The following is an 18,743-nucleotide window of genomic DNA, read 5'->3' as shown; positions in this document are numbered from 1 at the left end:
ACGCAATGTCGCGTCACTCACCAAGCGTCGTCGCCGTCACGGATACCGGAGTGTGACTGCGCGCCTGGTGACGCGGCCGCGAACAGGCACCCGGGTGGTGCCGACACGAGGTGTCTTGCCGATGCCGCCGATGCCGCCGATGCCGACGGTGGTGGCTGCGGCCGTCACGTCGGGTGTTGACGAGGTGCGGCTGGCAGACATCATTCGGCCGCTCGTCGACCCGGGTCCCGAACGGCGCGAGTCGCGTTCAATGACCGTGCCGGTTCCACCCGAGTTGCTCGTGGAGCCAGAACCGGAGCCGGAACCGGAGCCGGAACCAGAACCAGAACCAGAGCCGGAACCGAAACCCGCTCGTGCACCCAGGAGGCTCCGCGCCCTCGCCGCGGTCGGCATCCTCGGAGCAATCCTCATTGCGACGTACGTAGGCGCCCAGGCCTGGGCAACGCAGTCCGTGGCGCCCGGGGTCACGGTGCTCGATGTGAACCTCGGGGGAATGGCCCGCGACAGCGCGGGCGCCGCGCTCGTCACCAAGGCACAGGAAGTCAATTCCACGCCGGTGGTCCTCCGCGTCGCGCGCTTCACCACGTCCCTCGACCCAGGCGCCGCGGGCATGGAGATGGACGCCGAAGCCACGCTCGACCGCGTCGCAGGTTTCACCCTGGATCCCCGCAGGCTGATGGAGCACCTTTGGGGTGGTGACGAGGTCAAGCCCGTGGTCCGCGTCGACAAGGAGGCGCTTCGCCTGGCCGTGGACGCGGCGAGGGCCGACCTCGATCGAGACAAGCAATCCGCCGTTGTCACCTTGGACGGGGCTCACGCTGAGGTGGCGGTCGGCTCACCGTCGATCGCGCTAGACGGCGACGGGACAGCGGCGCTGCTGCGGGAGACCTGGCCCGCGATGGCTCAGATCCAGCCCCCAGCCGAGGTGATCGACCCTGACGTTCCCACCGCCGTCGCGCGTGATTTCCAGGACCGCGTCAATGGGCAACTACTGGCGGAGCCGGTCAAGCTCGTGGGTCCGAACGGGACGGTGACCCTGGAGCCGCCGCGATGGGCGCAATACGCGCACGTCGAGTCCGCCGGAGGGACGCTGAGCCTCGTCGTCGACGGGGAGGCTCTGGCTGCGGACCTGATCGCCGCGACGCCCGCCCTGAACAATGAGCCCCGCGCCGCGAGCGTCCGTTTCGACGGTGCGCACCAGTTGGTGATCGACGAGGGCGAGCCGGGGCGCACCATCGACGCGGCTCGGCTGGGGCAGCGCGTGGTGAAGACAGCGGCAACGGCCACCCGGACGTCGGCGATCCCATACGCTACGACCGGGGTGGTACCGCCGGCCGAGAATGTCGACATCAGGGACTTCCAGGCCCGGGTCTCCGAGTTCAGCACGACGCTGCCGTACTACCCGACGCGCACCAAGAACCTCATCCACGCGGCCCACAAGGTGTCGAACGTGATCGTTCCACCCGGCGGCACCTTTGACCTCACCGAGGTGCTCAGCCCGATCACCATCGAGGACGGGTACTTTGCGGCGGGGGTGATCACCAACGGCATTCACACCCTTGGCGTGGGCGGCGGACTGTCGCAGATGGCCACCACGTCGTACAACGCCGCCTACTTCGCGGGCTTTGAGATTCTGGACCACCGCCAGCACTCCGTGTATTTCACCCGCTACCCGGCGGGCCGCGAGTCGACCATCTACACCGGCCAGGTCAACATGGTGTTCAAGAACGACACCCCGTACGCCGCAATCATGAACTCGTATGTCGAGAACAGTCGGCTTCACGTCGACATTTGGTCGACTCCGCACTACACCGTGAAGAGTTGGGCGTCGCCGCGGACGAACGTTCGGGATCCCGGCACCACGGTGGTCACGAGCCCCGAGTGTGAGCCATCGAATGCGGGGCAGCCGGGGTTCACGATCACCAACTACCGCCAGGTGTTCCTCGACGACGAGATGGTCAAAGACGAACAGGAGACGTGGACGTACAAGCCGGACAACGCCATCAAGTGCGGGTAGTCGGGCCGAAAGCATTCGTGTGGCGGCACTAGAATGAAACTCTTCCGCCCGTATCGAGTCCCAAGGGAGCCGAAGTGACGTACGTCATCGCCTTGCCGTGTGTAGACCTCAAGGACAAGGCCTGCATCGACGAGTGCCCTGTCGACTGCATCTATGAGGGTGAGCGCATGCTCTACATCCACCCTGATGAGTGCGTTGACTGCGGCGCATGTGAGCCGGTGTGCCCCGTCGAGGCGATCTACTACGAGGATGACGTTCCCGACAAGTGGTCCGACTACTACGCCGCGAATGTCGAGTTCTTCTCGGAGATCGGCTCGCCCGGCGGCGCCGCGAAGATGGGCCAGATCGCGCACGATCACGATCTCATCAAGGCGCTACCTCCCCAGAACGCGTAAGCGTCCTGCATGGGCCTCAACGCATCGGCGCTGCCCGACTTTCCGTGGGACTCCTTGACGCCCTTCATTGAACGGGCATCGGCGCATCCCGACGGCATCGTCAACCTGTCGGTCGGCACTCCCGTCGACCCGACGCCACTCGTGGTGCGGGACGCCCTCACGCGAGCGGCCGACGCGCCCGGATACCCGCCGACGTACGGCACGCCCGCTGTGAGGGAGGCCGTAGCGCAGTGGTTCGCGCGGCGCCGGGGGGTGCCCCAGGTGAACCCCGCGGGTGTGCTGCCCACGATCGGCTCGAAGGAGCTGGTGGCGTTCCTGCCCGCGCTCATGGGGCTCGGCGACGGCGATGTGGTGGTGCACCCGTCCGCCGCCTACCCCACCTATGACGTGGGCGCCCGTCTCGCCGGTGCCACGCCGTTCGCTTGCGACGATGTCGCCGAGTGGGAGGGCAATCCTGCGGTCAAGCTTGTCTGGGTGAATTCTCCGTCCAATCCCACCGGCGCCGTGATGAGCGCCGAGGCGTTGCGGGCCACGGTGGAGGCGGCGCGTGCCATCGGCGCCGTGGTTGCGTCCGACGAGTGCTATGCGGAACTGCCGTGGGAGGAGCCGTGGGTGAGCGGCGGCGTCCCCTCAATCCTGGACCCCGCGGTGGCGGGCACCGACCACACCGGGCTCTTGGCGTTGTATTCCTTGTCCAAGCAATCGAATCTGGCCGGGTATCGGGCGGCGTTCGCTGCCGGCGATCCCGCGCTGGTCGCCTCCTTGCTGGAGACCCGCAAGCATGCCGGCATGATGATGCCCGGTCCCGTCCAGGCCGCGATGGTGGCGGCGTTGACGGACGACGCTCACGTGGCCGCGCAGCGTGAGGTGTACCGGGCTCGCCGCGCGACGCTGTCGGCGGCTTTGCGTGGGGCCGGATTCGCGATCGACGGCTCGGCGGCGGGCCTGTACCTGTGGTGCACGCGCGGCGAGGGATGCTGGGACACGATCTCGTGGCTCGCCGACCGCGGCATCGTGGCGGCGCCAGGCGCCTTCTATGGACCAGCGGGCGCCCAGCACGTGCGCGTGTCGCTCACGGCGACTGACGAGCGGGTCTCGTCTGCGGCTCGTAGGCTCGTCAACAAACAGTAAACTTGTTCCCAAGCGCTGGCGCGTGTCACAGTGGGCGGTGCGCTTCAAAGGAGGAGACATGACTCAGGTCAAGGACGCCCAGCTTACGGTGGATGGCGTGACGAGCGCGTTGGAAATTGAGCGTGCGACGATTGGCAACGACGGGCTGTCCGTGAGCAACCTGCTGAGCGATACCGGCCTCGTCACCGTGGATCCAGGGTTCACGAATACCGCATCCTGCGAAAGCGCCATCACGTACATCGATGGGGACAACAGCGTGTTGCGTTACCGCGGCTACCCCATTGAACAGCTCGCCGACCACTCCACGTTCCTCGAGGTCGCCTACCTGTTGATCCATGGCGAGTTGCCCACAGACTCCGAACTGACCGCCTTCAACAATCGCGTGGCGCGCCACATGCACGTGCACGAGGGCATCAAGACGTTCCTGGGGGCCTTCCCCCGCAGCGCGCACCCGATGGCCGTGCTCTCCGGTGCCGTGAGCGCGCTCAGCACCTTCTACCCCGAGTCGGTGGGGCGTGGCGAGTACGAGATCGAATTGGCTACGGTCCAGTTGCTCGCCAAGACCGCCGTGGTGATCTCCTACCTGCAACGCCGCGTGACGGGGGGCGAACTGATCGAGCCGCGCCCGGGTGGCCACTATGTGGACGAGTTCTTGCGCGTCGCCTTCTCGGGTCCCGACGGCGAACTGGACATCGACCCCACCGTGCGCCGTGCGCTCGATCTCCTCCTGATCCTCCACGCGGACCACGAGCAGAACTGCTCGACGTCGACCGTGCGCATCGTCGGCTCCTCGCAGGCGAACATCTACGCCTCGGTGTCCGCTGGCATCGGTGCTCTGTCCGGACCCCTGCACGGCGGTGCCAACGAGGCGGCCCTCAAGATGTTCGACCAGATCAAGGAATCCGGCGACACGATTGAGCAGTTCGTGGCCAAAGTCAAGGACAAGGTGGAGGGTGTCCGCCTAATGGGCTTCGGCCATCGCGTGTACAAGTCTCAAGACCCCCGCGGCACCGTGGTCAAGAGAATTGCCGACCAGGTGCTCGACCAGCTCGGCGGCAACAACGAGACGTTCGACATGGCAAAGCGCCTCGAAGAGATCGCGCTGAGCGACGACTACTTCATCGAGCGCAAGCTCTACCCGAACGTCGACTTCTACACGGGCCTGGTGTACTCGGCCATGAAGTTCCCCGTGCCGATGTTCACCCCGCTGTTCGCGCTCGGTCGCATGCCGGGCTGGATCGCCCACTACCGCGAGATGATGGACGACCCCCGCACCAAGATCGGCCGCCCGCGCCAGATCTACACGGGTGTTGTCGAACGCGACTATGTCCCGATGGAGTTGCGCTAGCGCGCTTTCACGGCCACGAGAATTCCGGGATAGCTGGCGCGCTCCTCGGTGTGCTCAACCTGGGCTATCGTGCCGTCAGTGCGCGTGAGCGTATCGTCACCATCGACCCACGTGACACCGGTGCGTGACGCGGTTGCCATGCTCCACGCCGCAACTGCCGCACGTGCCTGGGTGGAGTCGGTCGCTGGCCGCACGCCCAGCACCGTGGAGTCCTCCTGTGTGCCGCGCACGTCGACGGCATTGGCTCCCTGACCGAAGTCGGCGGCGAGCCGTGCCGCGAACTCTTGCGGCGTCGAGACCGCCGGACCCGTGACCGAGCACGTGACGAGCGTGCCGTCCCCGGTAAACGCGAGCGCCCAGGCGCGCGCTTCGCTCTCATGGTCCGCGTAAGCCAGCGGAAATCCCGACTTCTGCACCGCCTGCGCCGCGTCCGTGACGGCCATCCCTTCCCATCCATCCACCTTCAGCAATGCCGCGTAGAAGGTCTCGGTGGAGTAGTACGGGTCCACGATTTGTGCGACCGATCCCCAACCCTGAGACGGGCGCTGCTGGAACAGGCCAACCGAATCGCGATCGCCATGGTTGAGATTGCGCAGACTCGACTCCTGGATGGCGGTGGCCAGGGCCACCGTGATGCCGGCGACGCCAAAGCCCTCGCGTGCCCCCACTGCCGCGATCAACGCGGCGTTGTTCGCCTGCTCGGCGGTCAGCGAGTGGCTGACATCGCCGTGGGTGACGGCGCACCGTTCGGTGGGGGCGTGGTGCTGGTCGCGGTTCAGGAGTTCGGGACCCCAGTAGACAGCCGCCCCACCTGCCACGACGAACGCGACCGCCGCAACCGCCGCACCCGCCCGTGACATTGCTAGTTGGCGTGGAGGGCGGCGTTGAGTTCGATGCCCGTTCCCTCGCGGGCCACCACCTCAAGGCCGCCGCTGAGGGAGTTGCGGCGGAACAGCAGATTGCTGCGGCCCGCCAGTTCACGGGCCTTGACCACCACGGGCTCGCCATCGTGGTCCGCGGCACCGACGATCCGCACCTTGGATCCGGCGGTCACATAGAGACCCGACTCGACGATGCAGTCGTCGCCAAGAGGGATCCCGAGGCCCGCGTTGGCGCCGAGCAGCGACCGCTCGCCGATCGAGATAACCTCCTTGCCGCCGCCGGACAGCGTGCCCATGATGGAAGCGCCGCCGCCGATGTCGGAGCCGTTGCCCACCGTCACTCCCGCCGAAATGCGACCCTCGACCATGGACGTGCCGAGCGTGCCGGCGTTGAAGTTGACGAAGCCCTCGTGCATGACCGTGGTTCCCTCCGCCAAGTGGGCGCCCAGACGGACGCGGTCGGCATCGGCGATGCGCACCCCGGAAGGGACCACGTAGTCGACCATGCGGGGGAACTTGTCGATTCCGTAAACCGTCAACTGCTGGCCGAAGGCGCGGAAGCGCCCGCGCGTCGCCTCGAATCCTTCGACCGCGCACGGGCCCGCGGACGTCCACACCACGTTGGGAAGGATCGCAAAGATGCCCTCGAGGCTGATGCCGTGCGGCTTGACCAGCCGGTGGCTCAGCAGGTGGAGGCGAAGGTAGGCGTCGGCCACCGTCTCCGGTGCGTCGTTCGTGTCGATCTCGATCAGGAGCAAGTCGGTGGAGATCTGACGCAACTCATCGGACCGCACCGCCGCCTCGAGCTGGCGGGGAGGGTTGGGCCTTTCTGGTGCCTCGCCCAGCGAGGGGGACGGATACCAGGTGTCGAGGGTGTTGCCGCTGCCGTCGATCGTTGCGAGTCCATAGCCGTGCGCCTTCATGGCGGTAAGCCTACGGCCACCCCGGGGATACCGTGTTGTCATGGAGGGCCAGTGGGACGCCGACGATGACGCCCCCCTGCTGCCACGCCGTGATCAGCCGATCCCGCCGCCGTGGTTCACGCGGGCGGAGGGTGGTGCAACGCCGGGGCCTGATGAGGGCGCTCCTCGGCTTCGCCTGTCCTGGCCGCGCGCCATCGGCCTGTTGGCGCTGGTGCTGCTGATCATCGGGATCCCGCTCGACTTCGCGTTCGTCTACTTCTCTGTGGATAATGCGCTGGACCGCACGCCGATGACTCTCGGATTTGTGTGGGCGGTGGTGATCGAGGCGCTTGCCGTGTGGGGCCTGATTCGCCTCATGACCCGCCGATAGGATCGACACATGCCGCTCCCCGTCATGCCCGGCACTCGGGTGGAGGACCTCGCCCGTGCATTGATCGACATTCCGTCGGTGTCGGGCGACGAGGCGGCGATCGCGGACGCGGTCGAGGCCGCACTGCGCGCAAGCGGCCACCTCGACGTCACCCGGCTTGGCAACGCCATCGTGGCCCGCACGCTGCTGGGGCGCGCCGAGCGGGTCATCATCGCCGGCCACCTCGATACGGTGCCCATCCAGGACAACATCCCATCGAAGCTGTCGGACGACGGCACCGCGGTGATCGGGCGCGGAGCCGTCGATATGAAGGCGGGCGTGGCCGTACACCTCGCGCTCGCCGTCGAACTGGCGGCGCCCGCGCGGGACGTCACCTGGGTCTTCTATGACAACGAAGAGGTCGAGGCCTCGCGCTCCGGGCTTGGTCGCATCGTCCGCGAACGTCCCGACCTGCTGGTGGGCGACTTCGCGATCCTGGGCGAGCCGACGTCGGCCGTGATCGAGGGCGGCTGCAACGGAACGCTGCGGTGTGAGGTGACGCTGCACGGCACGGCCGCTCACTCGGCGCGCGCGTGGAAGGGCATCAATGCGATCCACCTTGCGGCGCCCCTGCTGACAGCGCTGAGCGCATACGAGGCAGCGAGCGTCGAGGTGGATGGCCTGGTGTATCGCGAGGGACTCAACGCCGTCGGTGTGGCGGGGGGAATTGCGGGCAACGTCGTGCCCGACGCCTGCACGGTCACCATCAACTATCGCTTCGCCCCCGGACATGATGTGTCGGAAGCGAAGGAACGGGTGATCGCGTTCATCGACGCGGCCTACGAGGGCGCCGACGTGTCGCGCGACGTGGCATGGACCGACGAGTCGTCAGCCGCCCGGCCCGGGCTCGATGCGCCGCTCGCACAGGAGTTTGTGTCCGCCGTCGCCGCCACGGGCGCCGACGCGCCGCGGGCCAAGCTCGGCTGGACGGATGTGGCCCGGTTGGGTGAATTGGGGATTCCCGCCGTGAACTACGGGCCGGGCGACCCCGAACTCGCGCACGCCTCGGGGGACGCCGAGCGTTGTCCCATCGCCGACATCCATGCCTGCCACGCGGCGCTCGCAGCGTGGCTCACCGCTTGACCTTTCAGTACCCACGACGGCACTCAGGAGGAAACGTGAAGGACTACTACCGGGGACCCGTGGTGCTGCGCGGCAAGAACGTGCCGAGCACGACCACGTCCGGTCGCCTGCTGCAAGACCAGGAGGCCCCCGACTGGCTCCACGGTGACCCATGGCGGGTGCTGCGCATCCAGTCGGAGTTCGTCGAGGGCTTCGGCGCCCTGGCCGAGCTAGGCCCTGCGATCTCCGTGTTCGGTTCCGCCCGGTCCAAGCCCGGCGACGTCGACTACGCCGCCGCCGAACGCATCGGCACCACCCTGGTGGAGAAGGGCTACGCCGTCATCACGGGCGGGGGCCCCGGCGTCATGGAGGCGGCCAACAAGGGCGCCGCCGAGGCGGGCGGCGCGTCGGTCGGCCTCGGCATCGAGTTGCCCCACGAGCAGGGCATCAACGACTACGCGAACATCGGCCTCAACTTCCGCTACTTCTTTGTCCGCAAGACGATGTTCGTGAAATATGCGCAGGGCTTCATCGTGCTGCCGGGCGGCTTTGGAACGTTCGACGAACTCTTTGAATCACTCACGCTGGTCCAGACGCGCACCATCACCCGTTTCCCCATCGTCTTGTTCGGCCACGCCTATTGGGATGGATTGGTGGACTGGTTGCGGGACGTGGTGGCGGCGGACGGGAAGATCAGCGAGACCGACCTCGACCTCATTTCAGTGACCGACGACGCGGACGAGGCCGTGGCCCACGCGCTCCAAGAGGTCGACCCTGAAGCGCACCACACGTAACGGCGGTTCCCGTGCCGGCGAGGGATTAGGGGAACACCTTCGGCGCCGCGTAGAATGGTCCCGGCGGTAAGTGAGTGTCGTCCCATCAGCGCAAGGAGTAACCCAGCATGGCTGCTATGAAGCCCCGCACCGGTGACGGCCCCCTGGAGGTCGTGAAGGAGGGTCGCGGCTATGTGATGCGTCTGCCGCTCGAGGGTGGCGGTCGTCTCGTTGTCGAGATCAAGGCCGACGAAGTCAAGGACCTTGGCGACGCCCTGCTGGGCGCTCTCCAGTAAGCCGCGGGGCGCCTACGCGTCCACTGTCGCGATCAGGAGTCCATCTCCCACCGGCACCAGGCACGCCGTGAGGCCGTCCGCTCCGCGTACTGCGCGCAACGCCTCCCGGATCGCCGTGGTCTCCGGGTCCCGCTGGGCGGGGTCTGCTACTCGGCCCTCGGCGAGCGCATGGGCCATGACAATCATGCCGCCCGGCCGCGCGAGGCGCACGGCCTGTTCCATGTAGTCGGGAAACTCGGTGCGGCGGCCGTCGATCAGCACCAGGTCGTAGCCGCCATCGGTCAGCCGCGGCAGCACGTCCAGTGCGCGCCCAGTGATGAGGCGAGTGCGTTCGGGGGCAAATCCCGCCGCGAAGAACGTGGCGCGAGCGCTGCGATGGTGGTCGGGCTCGACGTCGATGCTCGTGAGGACGCCCCCAGGCACCATGCCGCGCACCAGGTACACGCCAGACACCCCCACGCCGGTGCCGATTTCGACAACCGCCCGTGCGCCGCACGCGCGTGCCACGACGGTCAGTGTGGCGCCCGTGCCGGGGGACAGCGAGTCGACACCCCACTCGTCGGCCGCATCGCGTGCAGCCAGAAGGACGTCATCCTCCCTGGCAAAGTCGTCAGCAAACGCCGCCACTAACGGGTCGCCGGTCATGGCACCTCCTTGACGAATCGTATCCGCCGCACGGCCGATGACACGGGCGGCTCGCGCGTGGGAACATAGGACTGTCAAGGATCGTTGTGGAAAGCGTGAAGGAGGTCGATGCATGAGCACACCCGACGTGGCGACTGCAGTCGACTCTCAAGACCTGACGTGGCAGGCAATTGTTGAGCAGCACGCCTCTCGCGTGTATCGCTTGGCCTACCACCTCACGGGTAACCAGCACGACGCGGAGGATCTCACGCAGGACGTTTTCGTTCGCGTGTTCAACTCGTTGTCGCAGTACAAGCCCGGTACGTTCGAGGGCTGGCTGCACCGCATCACCACCAACCTGTTCCTTGACCGGATGCGTCGCAAGAGCCGCATTCGCTTCGACTTCATGGCCGACGACGACGCCTCGGTGGCGACGTCCGATAGCTTTGACAGGGAAGAGCGGTCAGGACAGCCTGAAGAGGCCTTCGAGATGGCGCACCTCGGTGCGGACATCATCGAGGCTCTTGCCGATCTCCCGCCCGAGTACCGCGCAGCCGTGGTGCTCTCAGATATCGAGGGCCTGTCCTACGAAGAAATCGCGGCGACGTTGGGCATCAAACTCGGCACCGTCCGATCCCGCTTGTCCCGCGCCCGTGCCCGTTTGCGTGACTCGCTCGCGCATCACGCGCCCTCGCGGGGCGGGCAGTGAGACCTAAGCACCTCGGGGACTCCATTCACGACTTGCTTGACGGCAGGTTGCGGGGGGATCGCGCCTACACGGCAATGGCCCACCTGGGCGAATGCGAAGAGTGCACCAGCCGTTTCCACGAGCTCCGCGCCGCCAGGGACGCACTCAACAGCTCCGAGGCGGGCATCGACATGCGGTTTGCCGCGCAGCTGCTGGACCGCACCAGGATCGCAGAGATCGCGGCCGCCGAGCGTCCCGAGAACGCCCGCGCCACCCGGTCCGTGCACCGAGGGCCCCTCATCAGCGTCGCAGTCCTTGCGTTGGCGGCGGTGCTTGTCGTGGGCGCCGCTTGGCGGGTGGGCGCTCCCGACGACGTGTCGCTGGAGTTCGCTCAGCCGCGCAAGGCGGCCGGAACCTCGTCCGTCGCCTACGTTGATCCACAAGGGATGCGCAATGGCGAGATGCTGCGCTCCTGGATCCACCCCGACTTCTCACAATCTGACTTGATCCCCATTGAAGCGCGCGTCGTGCAACGCGCAAATGGTCAACTGGCGCTGTTTGCCACCCTGCTATCGGGACCGACAGTCGTGCAGATCGTGCAACAGCACGGTCACCTCACGTCGTCCGTCGTGGCGCAGATGCCGCATGCAGATGTCGACGTAGCCAATGTCTACGTCGTCGAATCGGGTACCTCCTCGACCGTGGTCTGGCAGACCGGCGACGTCGTCGTGGCGCTGTCTTGCGAGTGCTCTCTGCCCACGCTGGAGTCCGTGGCTGCCGAATTCCCGGCAGGAGCAGATCCCGGTTTCGTCGATCGCGTCTCGGAAGGCTTGCATAGTTTTGCCGACGCGCTCAGCCGTTAGGAGTTTTCATGTCTCAACTCTTCGCTTCACCTGACGAGCCGCGCCCGCAGGACGACGCGCCACGTGGCGCCGTCCGCACCGACGCCGCCGTCGAACACCACGCAGTCTCGCCCGACTCCCGTCCCCAGACCCCTGCGCCCGACGTCGCTCCCGCGAGCGGCGACCAGGTGTTTGAGGCGCCGCCGCGGAATCCTGAATCGACGACCGAATATGTTGTTCCCGGTGCCCCAGCGCGACCGTCACGGCCGGTGCCGCCTCGTCGCGGAGTGGGAGCGGCGATCGCCGTCACCTCCTTGCTGCTCGGTGTCGGCGGCGGTGTCGGCGGAGCGGCCGCGTGGCAGGCATGGGGTCCGGAGGACTCCGCGTCTCCCGCGCAGGTCGCGGCCCTGCCGGTTCCAGCGACAAGCGACTCGGGCCAACCCGCGACGGGCTCCGTCGCGGCCGTCGCCCAGGCCGCACTGCCCTCGGTCGTGCAGATCGAGACCAGGTCCGCATCGGGCGGCTCGACTGGGTCGGGCATGGTCATTCGCTCGGACGGATACGTCCTCACCAACAACCACGTGGTCGAGGGTGCAAACGGCACGGTGCAGGTGATGTTCAGCGATGGACAGGTGGAAGATGCCACGATCGTCGGCACGTCGGCGGACTACGACCTCGCCGTGTTGCAGGTGGCCCGCACCAACATCACGCCGCTCGTGCTCGGCGACTCCGACGCGATGGTGGTAGGCGACCCGGTGGTCGCAGTGGGTTCGCCGCTCGGCCTTGAGTCGACCGTGACAACGGGCATCGTGTCGGCGCTCGACCGCCCCGTCACCACCGGTCGCGGTGGCACGCCCGCCTACATGGCCGCTATCCAGACCGACGCCGCGATCAACCCCGGCAATTCGGGTGGTCCGCTGCTCAACATGAGCGGCGAGGTCATCGGCATCAACTCGGCCATCGCGGCCCTTCCAGGAGCGACCCAGGCCACGGGCGCCGGTTCGGTGGGACTCGGGTTCTCCATCCCCTCGAACCAAGCGCGCCGTGTGGCCGAGGAGCTCATCGCCACCGGCAAGGCCGCGGTGCCCGCGATCGGCGCTCAGCTCGACTCGACGTACGCGGGCCGTGGGGTGCGAGTCGCCGATTCGACGCAAACCGGCGGCAACCCCGGAGTCGTGGCAGGTTCGCCCGCCGACAAGGCGGGCATCGTCGAGGGCGACATCATCGTGGCGATCGAAGGCGAGCTCGTCGCTGATTCTGAGACCGCCATCGTCAAGATTCGCACCCACGCCCCGGGCGACGAGGTGACGTTCACCCTCGAGCGCGACGGCAAGGACGTCGACGTGAACGTGACGCTCGGCGCCCTCGGCGATCTCAACTACGGAGACACGACTTCCGGCAACGGCAGTAACGGGTCACAATAGGGGGCATGTTCGACATCAACGGGTCCGAATTCCTGGTGATCGCCGTGATCGCGGTCATCCTCGTAGGGCCCGAACGACTCCCCGAGTACGTGCGCGGGCTGCGCTCGTTCGCGAAGCGAGCGCGCGGGGCCCTGCGCGAAGGCCAGGCGGCGCTGACCTCCGAATTCGGCGAGGACGTCGACTGGAAGCAATTCGACCCACGCCAATACGATCCACGCAAGATCGTCCGCGAAGCCCTGTTCGATGACGACGACGCGACGCCTGCCGCCGGACCGGCACCGGTAGCGGCGGCAACCGGGACCGTCGGGACGGCGGGCACCGCGGCTGTCGGTTCACGTCGCAAGCGACGGTCTGCAGCGAGCGACCCGGCCGTGGTCGAGGCCGTCGCAGGGGCCCCTTTCGACGACGAGGCCACGTAGGTCCAGCTCGGGCGTCGGCGGCGCGCCCAGAGTTTGGAACAATGTCCCCATGACTCAGCGCGTGTTCTCGGCGATGCAGCCGACCTCGGACTCTCTCCAGCTCGGCAATTATCTGGGCGCCCTGCTGCAGTGGGTCGCGCTACAAGAGGGTCGCGACGCCGTGTACTCGGTCGTTGACCTGCACGCTCTGACGGTCGCACCAGATCCCGCCGTGCTGACCCGCCGCACCCGCGTCACTGCGGCGCAGTTCCTGGCGGCGGGAGTGGATCCGGAACGGTCCACGCTGTTCGTCCAGTCGCACGTGCCGCAACACGCCGAGCTGACGTGGATCCTGTCGACCTTCACGGGCATGGGCGAAGCGGGCAGGATGACCCAGTTCAAGGACAAGTCCTCCAAGGTGGGCGAGTCCGGCACCAACGTGGGCCTCTTCATCTACCCCGTGCTGATGGCCGCCGACATTCTGCTGTACGACACCAACGTGGTGCCCGTGGGCGAGGACCAGCGCCAGCATCTAGAGCTCTCGCGCGACCTCGCACACCGGCTCAACACCCGCCTAGGCGAGGGCACCGTGACCGTGCCGGAGCCACACATTGTGAAGGAGGTCGCCAAGATCTACGACCTCCAAGACCCCACCGCGAAGATGTCCAAGTCTTCGTCGAGCCCCAACGGCATCATCGACATCCTTGACGACCCCAAGGTGATCACCAAGCGCATCAAGTCGGCCGTGACGGATGCGGACACCGTGATTCGCTTCGACCGTGAGAACAAGCCCGGAGTATCCAACCTGCTGACGATCTACTCGGCCTTCACCGGCAGGCCGGTGGACCACATCGTCGCCGATTTCGAAGGCAAGATGTACGGCCACCTCAAAGCCGACCTGGCCGATGTCGTGGTGGGAGCGCTGGCTCCCGTGCGCGACGCCGCGATGGAATGGATCGAGTCCCCGGACAGGTTGGACTCGGTGTTGGCGGACGGCGCCGCGAAAGCCTCCGTCATCGCACAGGCCACGCTTGAGCGCATCTACGACCGCGTGGGTCTGTTGCCACCCAAGCGTCGCTAGTGCATGTCAGGAGGGCCGCATGATGCACAACCCGTCTCTCAAGGAGCGGGCACGGGTCCTGGCCTCCCGGGGCAAGCACCTCAAGTCGCGTTTTGACCAAACCCACGCGGGCCGCATGATTTCTCGCTACGGCGAGCGGAACGGCAACGTGCTCGCAGGCGGCATCGCGTACTACTCGCTCGTGTCGATCGCGGCGGGCCTGGTCATCGGCGCGACCATCGTCTCCTTCCTTGCCCAATACATCCCGGGTGTGCGGTCGGCATTCTTCAGGGTTCTGGAGAACGCGGTGCCAGGCGTCGTGGGATCCGGCAACGACGCGCTGGTGTCACCGGACACCACGCTGGCGACCACGGCGACGGGTCTGGTGGGATTGTTCGCGCTGCTTTTGGGTGCCAACCGCGCCTCCCGCTTCATTGGCGGCTTGCGCACGGGCGTCGTCACCATGCTCGGGCGCGATGCGGGCAACCCGTTGCAGGGCAAGTTGCGCGACGTCATTGCGCTCGTCGGGATCCTGCTGATTGGCATCGCGGGCCTCGTGGTGCAGGTGGTGGCCTCGGGTGCCGCGAAGTGGCTGGCGGGGCTGATCTCGGATACGACGGTGAGCGAGTGGTTGTTGCGCATCCCGGCACTGATGGTGGGCCTCGTGATCGACATGCTGTTCGTGGCGATGGCGATCGTGGTGCTGGGTCACGCCCGGGCGCGGTGGCGGCGCCTCTGGCCGGTGCTCCTGGTCACCGCGGCAGTGATCGGCATCCTGCGGCTCGCCAGTTCCGCGTTGGTGGGTTCCGCGGCGGACAACGCCGTGCTCGCCTCGATCGCGGCGGTCGTGACGCTCCTGATCTTCGTGGACTTCACGACGCGTGCGATCCTCATGGCTGCGGCCTGGATCGGCGCGCACCGCACGATCGATGCTGAGAACGTCGCACGGCCCGAGCGCCAGGTTGTCACGCGCGTAGGCGCGAAGGCCCGCAAGGGCAAGGTCACCACGCGGCGTGCCACGGTGCGGCTGCCACTCTAGGTGGAGCTGGCTGCTAGATCTCGCCGGTGTTGAGCACCCTCTTGACCTCGGAGATCGCTTTGGTGACCTCGATGCCGCGCGGGCACGCCTCGGTGCAGTTGAACGTGGTGCGGCACTTCCACACGCCCGCCTTGTCGTTGAGGATCTCCAGGCGGTCCCACTGACCAGAGTCGCGGCTGTCGAAGATGAACCGGTGGGCACCCACGATGGCTTGCGGGCCAAAGTACTGGCCGTCGCTCCAGAACACGGGGCACGCCGTGGTGCATGCGGCGCACATGATGCACTTGGTGGTGTCTTCGAAGCGCTCGCGCTCCTCCGGGGACTGCAGGCGCTCGCGTTCCGGCGTGGGGCCCGACGGCATCAGGAACGGCATGATCTCGCGGTAGGAGGCGAAGAAGGGCTCCATGTCCACGATCAGGTCCTTCTCGACGGGAAGTCCCGCGATGGGCTCCACGAGGATCGGCTTGGCGGGATTGAGGTCCTTCAGCAGGGTCTTGCATGCCAGCCGGTTGCGCGCGTTGATGCGCATGGCATCCGAGCCGCACACGCCATGCGCGCACGAGCGCCTGAACGCGAGCGTGCCGTCTTGCTCCCACTTGATCTTGTGCAGGGCATCGAGCAGGCGATCGGTGGCGTGGGCCTCGACCTGAAATTCCTCCCAGTAGTCCTCGCCGGCCGCGTGCTCGCCTGCTCCCTCTGGGTTCATGCGACGGATGCGCAGTGTCACCGTCATGGTGGCGATCTCGTCGACGGCGATGGGGGCGTCGTCCACAGCGGTCATGTCAGTACTTCCGTTCCATGGGCTGGTACTTGGTGATGACGACGGGCTTGTAGTCGAGGCGCACACCCTCGCCCGATGCGTAGGCCATGGTGTGCTTCATGAACTTCTCGTCGTCGCGGGTGGGGAAGTCCTCGCGGTAGTGGCCGCCACGGCTTTCCTCGCGCGCCAACGCTCCCGCGACGACCACCTCGGCCAGCTCGATCAGGAAGCTCAATTCGACCGCCTCCAGCAAGTCGGTGTTGTACTTCTGGCCGCGGTCGTGGATCGCGATGTTGGCGTAGCGCGCCTTGATGTCAGCGATCACCGCTGCGGCCTCGGCCAGGGTGTCCGACGTGCGGAACACCTGGACGTTGCGGTCCATCGTCTCCTGAAGCTCGCGGCGCAATCCCCCGACGGTTTCCGTGCCTCCGCCCGAGACGGACGTCCGCAGCTTCTCGACCATTCCGGCCACAACGGTCTCGGGGTCCTTCGGCAAAGCGGGGGTCGATGCCGTGGCCACCGCGTGTTCGGCGGCGGCGATGCCCGCGCGGCGGCCGAACACGTTGATGTCCAGCAGCGAGTTGGTGCCCAGGCGGTTGGCCCCGTGAACGGACACGCAGGCGCACTCGCCGGCCGCGTAGAGGCCGGCCACGACGTCGGTGTTGTTGCGCAGCACCTGGCCGGTGACGGTAGTGGGGATCCCGCCCATGGCGAAGTGCGCCGTGGGGAACACGGGAATGGGCTCTGTGTACGGCTCCACGCCCAGGTAGGTGCGCGCGAACTCGGTGATGTCCGGCAATTTGGCGTCGATGTGGGCGGGCTCGAGGTGGGTGAGGTCCAGCAGCACGTAGTCCTTGTGGGGTCCGCAACCGCGGCCCTCGCGCACCTCGTTCGCCATGGCGCGCGACACCATGTCGCGCGGCGCCAGGTCCTTGATGGTGGGCGCGTAGCGCTCCATGAACCGCTCGCCGGTGGAGTTGCGCAGGATGCCGCCCTCGCCGCGCGCGGCCTCGGACAGCAGGATGCCCAGACCCGCCAGGCCCGTCGGGTGGAACTGGAAGAACTCCAGGTCCTCGAGCGGCAGGCCCGCGCGCAGCACCATCCCCATGCCGTCGCCGGTGAGGGTGTGGGCGTTGGAGGTGGTCTTGAAGATCTTGCCTGCACCGCCGGTGGCGAAGATCACGGACTTCGCCCGGAACGTGTGGATCTCACCTGTGGCGAGTTCGTAGGCGACCACGCCAGCGACGGCCACCTCGGCGCCCGGTTCGGCGGACTGCGGGTCCTCCGTCAGCAGGAGGTCCAGCACGTAGAACTCGTTGAAGAACTCAACCTTCTGCTTGACGCACTGCTGGTAGAGCGTCTGCAGAATCATGTGGCCGGTGCGGTCTGCGGAGTAGCACGCGCGACGCACGGCGGCCTCGCCGTGGTTGCGGGTGTGGCCGCCGAAGCGCCGCTGGTCAATGTGGCCGTCCTCGGTGCGGTTGAACGGCAGGCCCATCTTCTCCAGGTCGAGCACCGCATCGACGGCCTCGGTGCAGAGAATCTCCGCGGCGTCCTGATCGACCAGATAGTCGCCGCCCTTCACGGTGTCGAAGACGTGCCATTCGACCTTGTCGTCTTCCACATTCGACAGTGCGGCGGCCATGCCGCCCTGGGCGGCACCCGTGTGGGAGCGGGTCGGGTAGAGCTTGGTGAGCACCGCGGTGCGGGCCCGCTGGGAACTTTCGAGGGCGGCGCGCATGCCGGCGCCGCCGGCGCCGACAATGACGACGTCGTAATCGTGGTGGGTCATAGCTTTCCGAGCTCCTGACAGAGGGGGACATTGAGATTCTGGGGGTCAGCGCCAGAGGGGCAAGGGTCAAAGGTGAAGATCACGAGCGTGCCCAGCACGATGATGATGGCCGTGGCTGCGCCGAGCAGGGCATTCAGGGTGGTGCGACTCCGCTTGGTGCGTGCGTAGTCGCTGATCAGGTAGCTCATGCCGTTCATGCCGTGGAGCATCGCCAGCACGAGCATGGTGAAGTCCCACCACTGCCACACGGGGGAGGCCCACTTGCCGGCGACAAAACCGAAGTCGATCTGGCTGACGCCGTCCCCCAACACAAGGTTGTAGAACAGGTGCGTGAAGATCAGGGCGACGAGCACGACGCCGGAGACGCGCTGGAAGATCCACCACCACCGGAGTGCGGGTGTGAGGCGCTTGCGCGTGCGGGGCAGGGGCTGAGCCAACTCTGGGGCCGCCATCACTGGCCTCCGAACACGTTGCCGAGGTGGCGCGGCAGGAATCCGGCCATGAGCACTACGAAGATGCCCCACACCACCCACACCAGCAGTTTCTGGTGGCGCAGTGCCCACGTCCACCGGTCCACCGCGATGATGCGCAGTCCGTTGAAGGCGTGCACGACGATTGCGGCGACCAAACCTGCTTCGACGAGCCCGTAGAGCGGCGTCTTGTAACTACCGATGACCTGGTTGTAGGCGTCTGGCGAGACGCGCACCAGCGCCGTGTCGAGCACATGCACAAGCAGAAAGAAGAAAATGGCCACACCGGTGGCACGGTGGACGATCCACATCCACATGCCCTCGTGGCCGCGGTAGAGCGTCGGCGTCGACGGCACGGCTTTCTCCTTCATTCGGACTTCGAGGCGAATGCCTCCCATCCTAGACTTCCCA

21 protein-coding genes are annotated in these 18,743 nt (G+C 66.9%); 14 read left to right on the top strand and 7 right to left on the bottom strand.

Translation table 11 applies throughout. From position 1 onward, the window contains the following. Positions 1-121 precede the first annotated feature (121 nt). From QZZ29_RS10825 to QZZ29_RS10810, 4 genes are all read left to right on the top strand, one after another. Positions 122-2,017 carry a VanW family protein gene (locus QZZ29_RS10825; RefSeq protein WP_291383195.1) on the top strand — a complete coding sequence of 632 codons (1,896 nt, stop codon included), beginning with the start codon at positions 122-124 and terminating at the stop codon, positions 2,015-2,017. 74 nt (positions 2,018-2,091) lie between these two features. Then, complete coding sequence (gene fdxA / locus QZZ29_RS10820) at positions 2,092-2,412, top strand: ferredoxin (protein WP_291383194.1); 321 nt, start codon at positions 2,092-2,094, stop codon at positions 2,410-2,412. Between the two features lie 9 nt (positions 2,413-2,421). Next, positions 2,422-3,543, top strand: a complete 1,122-nt coding sequence (gene dapC / locus QZZ29_RS10815; protein ID WP_291383193.1) for a succinyldiaminopimelate transaminase — start codon at positions 2,422-2,424, stop codon at positions 3,541-3,543. 58 nt (positions 3,544-3,601) lie between these two features. Beyond that, positions 3,602-4,891: a citrate synthase gene (locus QZZ29_RS10810; RefSeq protein ID WP_291383192.1), complete on the top strand. Its 1,290-nt coding sequence runs from the start codon at positions 3,602-3,604 to the stop codon at positions 4,889-4,891. On the opposite strand, the gene QZZ29_RS10805 is transcribed toward QZZ29_RS10810, so the two are convergent. Both QZZ29_RS10805 and dapD read right to left on the bottom strand, forming a co-directional pair. Next, the gene (locus QZZ29_RS10805) at positions 4,888-5,751 is read right to left on the bottom strand and encodes a hypothetical protein (protein ID WP_291383190.1); all 864 of its coding nucleotides are present in this window, start codon (positions 5,749-5,751) and stop codon (positions 4,888-4,890) included. The two genes, QZZ29_RS10810 and QZZ29_RS10805, sit on opposite strands and share 4 nt — an antisense overlap. Before the next feature lie 2 nt (positions 5,752-5,753). Further along, a complete protein-coding gene (gene dapD, locus QZZ29_RS10800) occupies positions 5,754-6,695 on the bottom strand; it encodes a 2,3,4,5-tetrahydropyridine-2,6-dicarboxylate N-succinyltransferase (RefSeq protein ID WP_291383188.1) in 942 nt (313 codons plus the stop codon). A 40-nt stretch (positions 6,696-6,735) separates the two neighbouring features. On the opposite strand from dapD, the gene QZZ29_RS10795 reads away from it, so the two are divergent. The 4 genes from QZZ29_RS10795 to QZZ29_RS10780 all read left to right on the top strand — a co-directional run bounded on the left by QZZ29_RS10795 (position 6,736) and on the right by QZZ29_RS10780 (position 9,235). After that, positions 6,736-7,065, top strand: a complete 330-nt coding sequence (locus QZZ29_RS10795; RefSeq protein ID WP_291383186.1) for a hypothetical protein — start codon at positions 6,736-6,738, stop codon at positions 7,063-7,065. A gap of 9 nt (positions 7,066-7,074) precedes the next feature. Further along, complete coding sequence (gene dapE / locus QZZ29_RS10790) at positions 7,075-8,187, top strand: succinyl-diaminopimelate desuccinylase (protein ID WP_291383185.1); 1,113 nt, start codon at positions 7,075-7,077, stop codon at positions 8,185-8,187. 35 nt (positions 8,188-8,222) lie between these two features. Beyond that, on the top strand, positions 8,223-8,960 hold the full coding sequence (locus tag QZZ29_RS10785; protein WP_291383183.1) for a TIGR00730 family Rossman fold protein: 738 nt from the start codon (positions 8,223-8,225) through the stop codon (positions 8,958-8,960). A gap of 107 nt (positions 8,961-9,067) precedes the next feature. Further along, positions 9,068-9,235: a DUF3117 domain-containing protein gene (locus tag QZZ29_RS10780; RefSeq protein WP_291383181.1), complete on the top strand. Its 168-nt coding sequence runs from the start codon at positions 9,068-9,070 to the stop codon at positions 9,233-9,235. A 12-nt stretch (positions 9,236-9,247) separates the two neighbouring features. Here QZZ29_RS10780 and QZZ29_RS10775 read toward each other — a convergent pair whose 3' ends face one another. Next, positions 9,248-9,880 carry an O-methyltransferase gene (locus tag QZZ29_RS10775; protein WP_291383179.1) on the bottom strand — a complete coding sequence of 211 codons (633 nt, stop codon included), beginning with the start codon at positions 9,878-9,880 and terminating at the stop codon, positions 9,248-9,250. A 112-nt stretch (positions 9,881-9,992) separates the two neighbouring features. On the opposite strand from QZZ29_RS10775, the gene sigE reads away from it, so the two are divergent. From sigE to QZZ29_RS10745, 6 genes are read left to right on the top strand one after another with little or no spacing between them, the layout of a single operon-like run. Beyond that, positions 9,993-10,568 carry an RNA polymerase sigma factor SigE gene (gene sigE, locus QZZ29_RS10770; RefSeq protein WP_291383177.1) on the top strand — a complete coding sequence of 192 codons (576 nt, stop codon included), beginning with the start codon at positions 9,993-9,995 and terminating at the stop codon, positions 10,566-10,568. Further along, positions 10,565-11,410 (top strand): hypothetical protein, encoded by an 846-nt coding sequence (locus tag QZZ29_RS10765; protein ID WP_291383175.1) that lies wholly within the window; start codon positions 10,565-10,567, stop codon positions 11,408-11,410. The genes sigE and QZZ29_RS10765 overlap by 4 nt, the downstream gene beginning before the upstream one ends. An 8-nt stretch (positions 11,411-11,418) precedes the next feature. Continuing rightward, positions 11,419-12,813 (top strand): trypsin-like peptidase domain-containing protein, encoded by a 1,395-nt coding sequence (locus QZZ29_RS10760; protein ID WP_291383174.1) that lies wholly within the window; start codon positions 11,419-11,421, stop codon positions 12,811-12,813. A 5-nt stretch (positions 12,814-12,818) separates the two neighbouring features. Continuing rightward, positions 12,819-13,232, top strand: coding sequence for a twin-arginine translocase TatA/TatE family subunit (locus QZZ29_RS10755; RefSeq protein WP_291383172.1), 414 nt, complete (start codon positions 12,819-12,821; stop codon positions 13,230-13,232). A gap of 49 nt (positions 13,233-13,281) precedes the next feature. Further along, a complete protein-coding gene (trpS, locus tag QZZ29_RS10750) occupies positions 13,282-14,292 on the top strand; it encodes a tryptophan--tRNA ligase (protein WP_291383170.1) in 1,011 nt (336 codons plus the stop codon). A gap of 19 nt (positions 14,293-14,311) precedes the next feature. After that, positions 14,312-15,310, top strand: coding sequence for a YhjD/YihY/BrkB family envelope integrity protein (locus QZZ29_RS10745; RefSeq protein ID WP_291383168.1), 999 nt, complete (start codon positions 14,312-14,314; stop codon positions 15,308-15,310). Positions 15,311-15,323: 13 nt separating this feature from the next. On the opposite strand, the gene QZZ29_RS10740 is transcribed toward QZZ29_RS10745, so the two are convergent. Genes QZZ29_RS10740 through sdhC form a run of 4 tightly spaced genes read right to left on the bottom strand, consistent with a single transcriptional unit; the run spans position 15,324 to position 18,688 of the window. Then, the gene (locus QZZ29_RS10740) at positions 15,324-16,091 is read right to left on the bottom strand and encodes a succinate dehydrogenase iron-sulfur subunit (protein WP_291383167.1); all 768 of its coding nucleotides are present in this window, start codon (positions 16,089-16,091) and stop codon (positions 15,324-15,326) included. Position 16,092: 1 nt separating this feature from the next. After that, positions 16,093-17,862 carry a succinate dehydrogenase flavoprotein subunit gene (gene sdhA, locus QZZ29_RS10735; RefSeq protein WP_291383165.1) on the bottom strand — a complete coding sequence of 590 codons (1,770 nt, stop codon included), beginning with the start codon at positions 17,860-17,862 and terminating at the stop codon, positions 16,093-16,095. Continuing rightward, positions 17,859-18,314, bottom strand: coding sequence for a succinate dehydrogenase hydrophobic membrane anchor subunit (locus QZZ29_RS10730; RefSeq protein ID WP_291383163.1), 456 nt, complete (start codon positions 18,312-18,314; stop codon positions 17,859-17,861). The genes sdhA and QZZ29_RS10730 overlap by 4 nt, the downstream gene beginning before the upstream one ends. Beyond that, positions 18,314-18,688 carry a succinate dehydrogenase, cytochrome b556 subunit gene (gene sdhC, locus QZZ29_RS10725; RefSeq protein ID WP_291383162.1) on the bottom strand — a complete coding sequence of 125 codons (375 nt, stop codon included), beginning with the start codon at positions 18,686-18,688 and terminating at the stop codon, positions 18,314-18,316. The genes QZZ29_RS10730 and sdhC overlap by 1 nt, the downstream gene beginning before the upstream one ends. Positions 18,689-18,743 lie beyond the last annotated feature (55 nt).

This window comes from Demequina sp. (assembly GCF_016278765.1).
GTDB lineage: Bacteria > Actinomycetota > Actinomycetes > Actinomycetales > Demequinaceae > Demequina.
Note: the sequence above shows the minus strand (reverse complement) of the source record. Positions and strands in the feature narration are given on the sequence as shown.

What these genes read in the sequence shown, in the direction of transcription:
- dapE (WP_291383185.1), top strand. Translation starts at nt 7,075, where the DNA reads ATGCCGCTCCCCGTCATGCCCGGCACTCGGGTGGAGGACCTCGCCCGT.
- dapD (WP_291383188.1), bottom strand. Translation starts at nt 6,695, where the DNA reads ATGAAGGCGCACGGCTATGGACTCGCAACGATCGACGGCAGCGGCAAC.
- dapC (WP_291383193.1), top strand. Translation starts at nt 2,422, where the DNA reads ATGGGCCTCAACGCATCGGCGCTGCCCGACTTTCCGTGGGACTCCTTG.
- QZZ29_RS10730 (WP_291383163.1), bottom strand. Translation starts at nt 18,314, where the DNA reads ATGGCGGCCCCAGAGTTGGCTCAGCCCCTGCCCCGCACGCGCAAGCGC.
- QZZ29_RS10740 (WP_291383167.1), bottom strand. Translation starts at nt 16,091, where the DNA reads ATGACCGCTGTGGACGACGCCCCCATCGCCGTCGACGAGATCGCCACC.
- QZZ29_RS10805 (WP_291383190.1), bottom strand. Translation starts at nt 5,751, where the DNA reads ATGTCACGGGCGGGTGCGGCGGTTGCGGCGGTCGCGTTCGTCGTGGCA.
- QZZ29_RS10780 (WP_291383181.1), top strand. Translation starts at nt 9,068, where the DNA reads ATGGCTGCTATGAAGCCCCGCACCGGTGACGGCCCCCTGGAGGTCGTG.
- sigE (WP_291383177.1), top strand. Translation starts at nt 9,993, where the DNA reads ATGAGCACACCCGACGTGGCGACTGCAGTCGACTCTCAAGACCTGACG.
- QZZ29_RS10760 (WP_291383174.1), top strand. Translation starts at nt 11,419, where the DNA reads ATGTCTCAACTCTTCGCTTCACCTGACGAGCCGCGCCCGCAGGACGAC.
- QZZ29_RS10745 (WP_291383168.1), top strand. Translation starts at nt 14,312, where the DNA reads ATGATGCACAACCCGTCTCTCAAGGAGCGGGCACGGGTCCTGGCCTCC.
- QZZ29_RS10825 (WP_291383195.1), top strand. Translation starts at nt 122, where the DNA reads ATGCCGCCGATGCCGCCGATGCCGACGGTGGTGGCTGCGGCCGTCACG.
- QZZ29_RS10795 (WP_291383186.1), top strand. Translation starts at nt 6,736, where the DNA reads ATGGAGGGCCAGTGGGACGCCGACGATGACGCCCCCCTGCTGCCACGC.
- QZZ29_RS10775 (WP_291383179.1), bottom strand. Translation starts at nt 9,880, where the DNA reads ATGACCGGCGACCCGTTAGTGGCGGCGTTTGCTGACGACTTTGCCAGG.
- QZZ29_RS10755 (WP_291383172.1), top strand. Translation starts at nt 12,819, where the DNA reads ATGTTCGACATCAACGGGTCCGAATTCCTGGTGATCGCCGTGATCGCG.
- sdhA (WP_291383165.1), bottom strand. Translation starts at nt 17,862, where the DNA reads ATGACCCACCACGATTACGACGTCGTCATTGTCGGCGCCGGCGGCGCC.
- QZZ29_RS10810 (WP_291383192.1), top strand. Translation starts at nt 3,602, where the DNA reads ATGACTCAGGTCAAGGACGCCCAGCTTACGGTGGATGGCGTGACGAGC.
- trpS (WP_291383170.1), top strand. Translation starts at nt 13,282, where the DNA reads ATGACTCAGCGCGTGTTCTCGGCGATGCAGCCGACCTCGGACTCTCTC.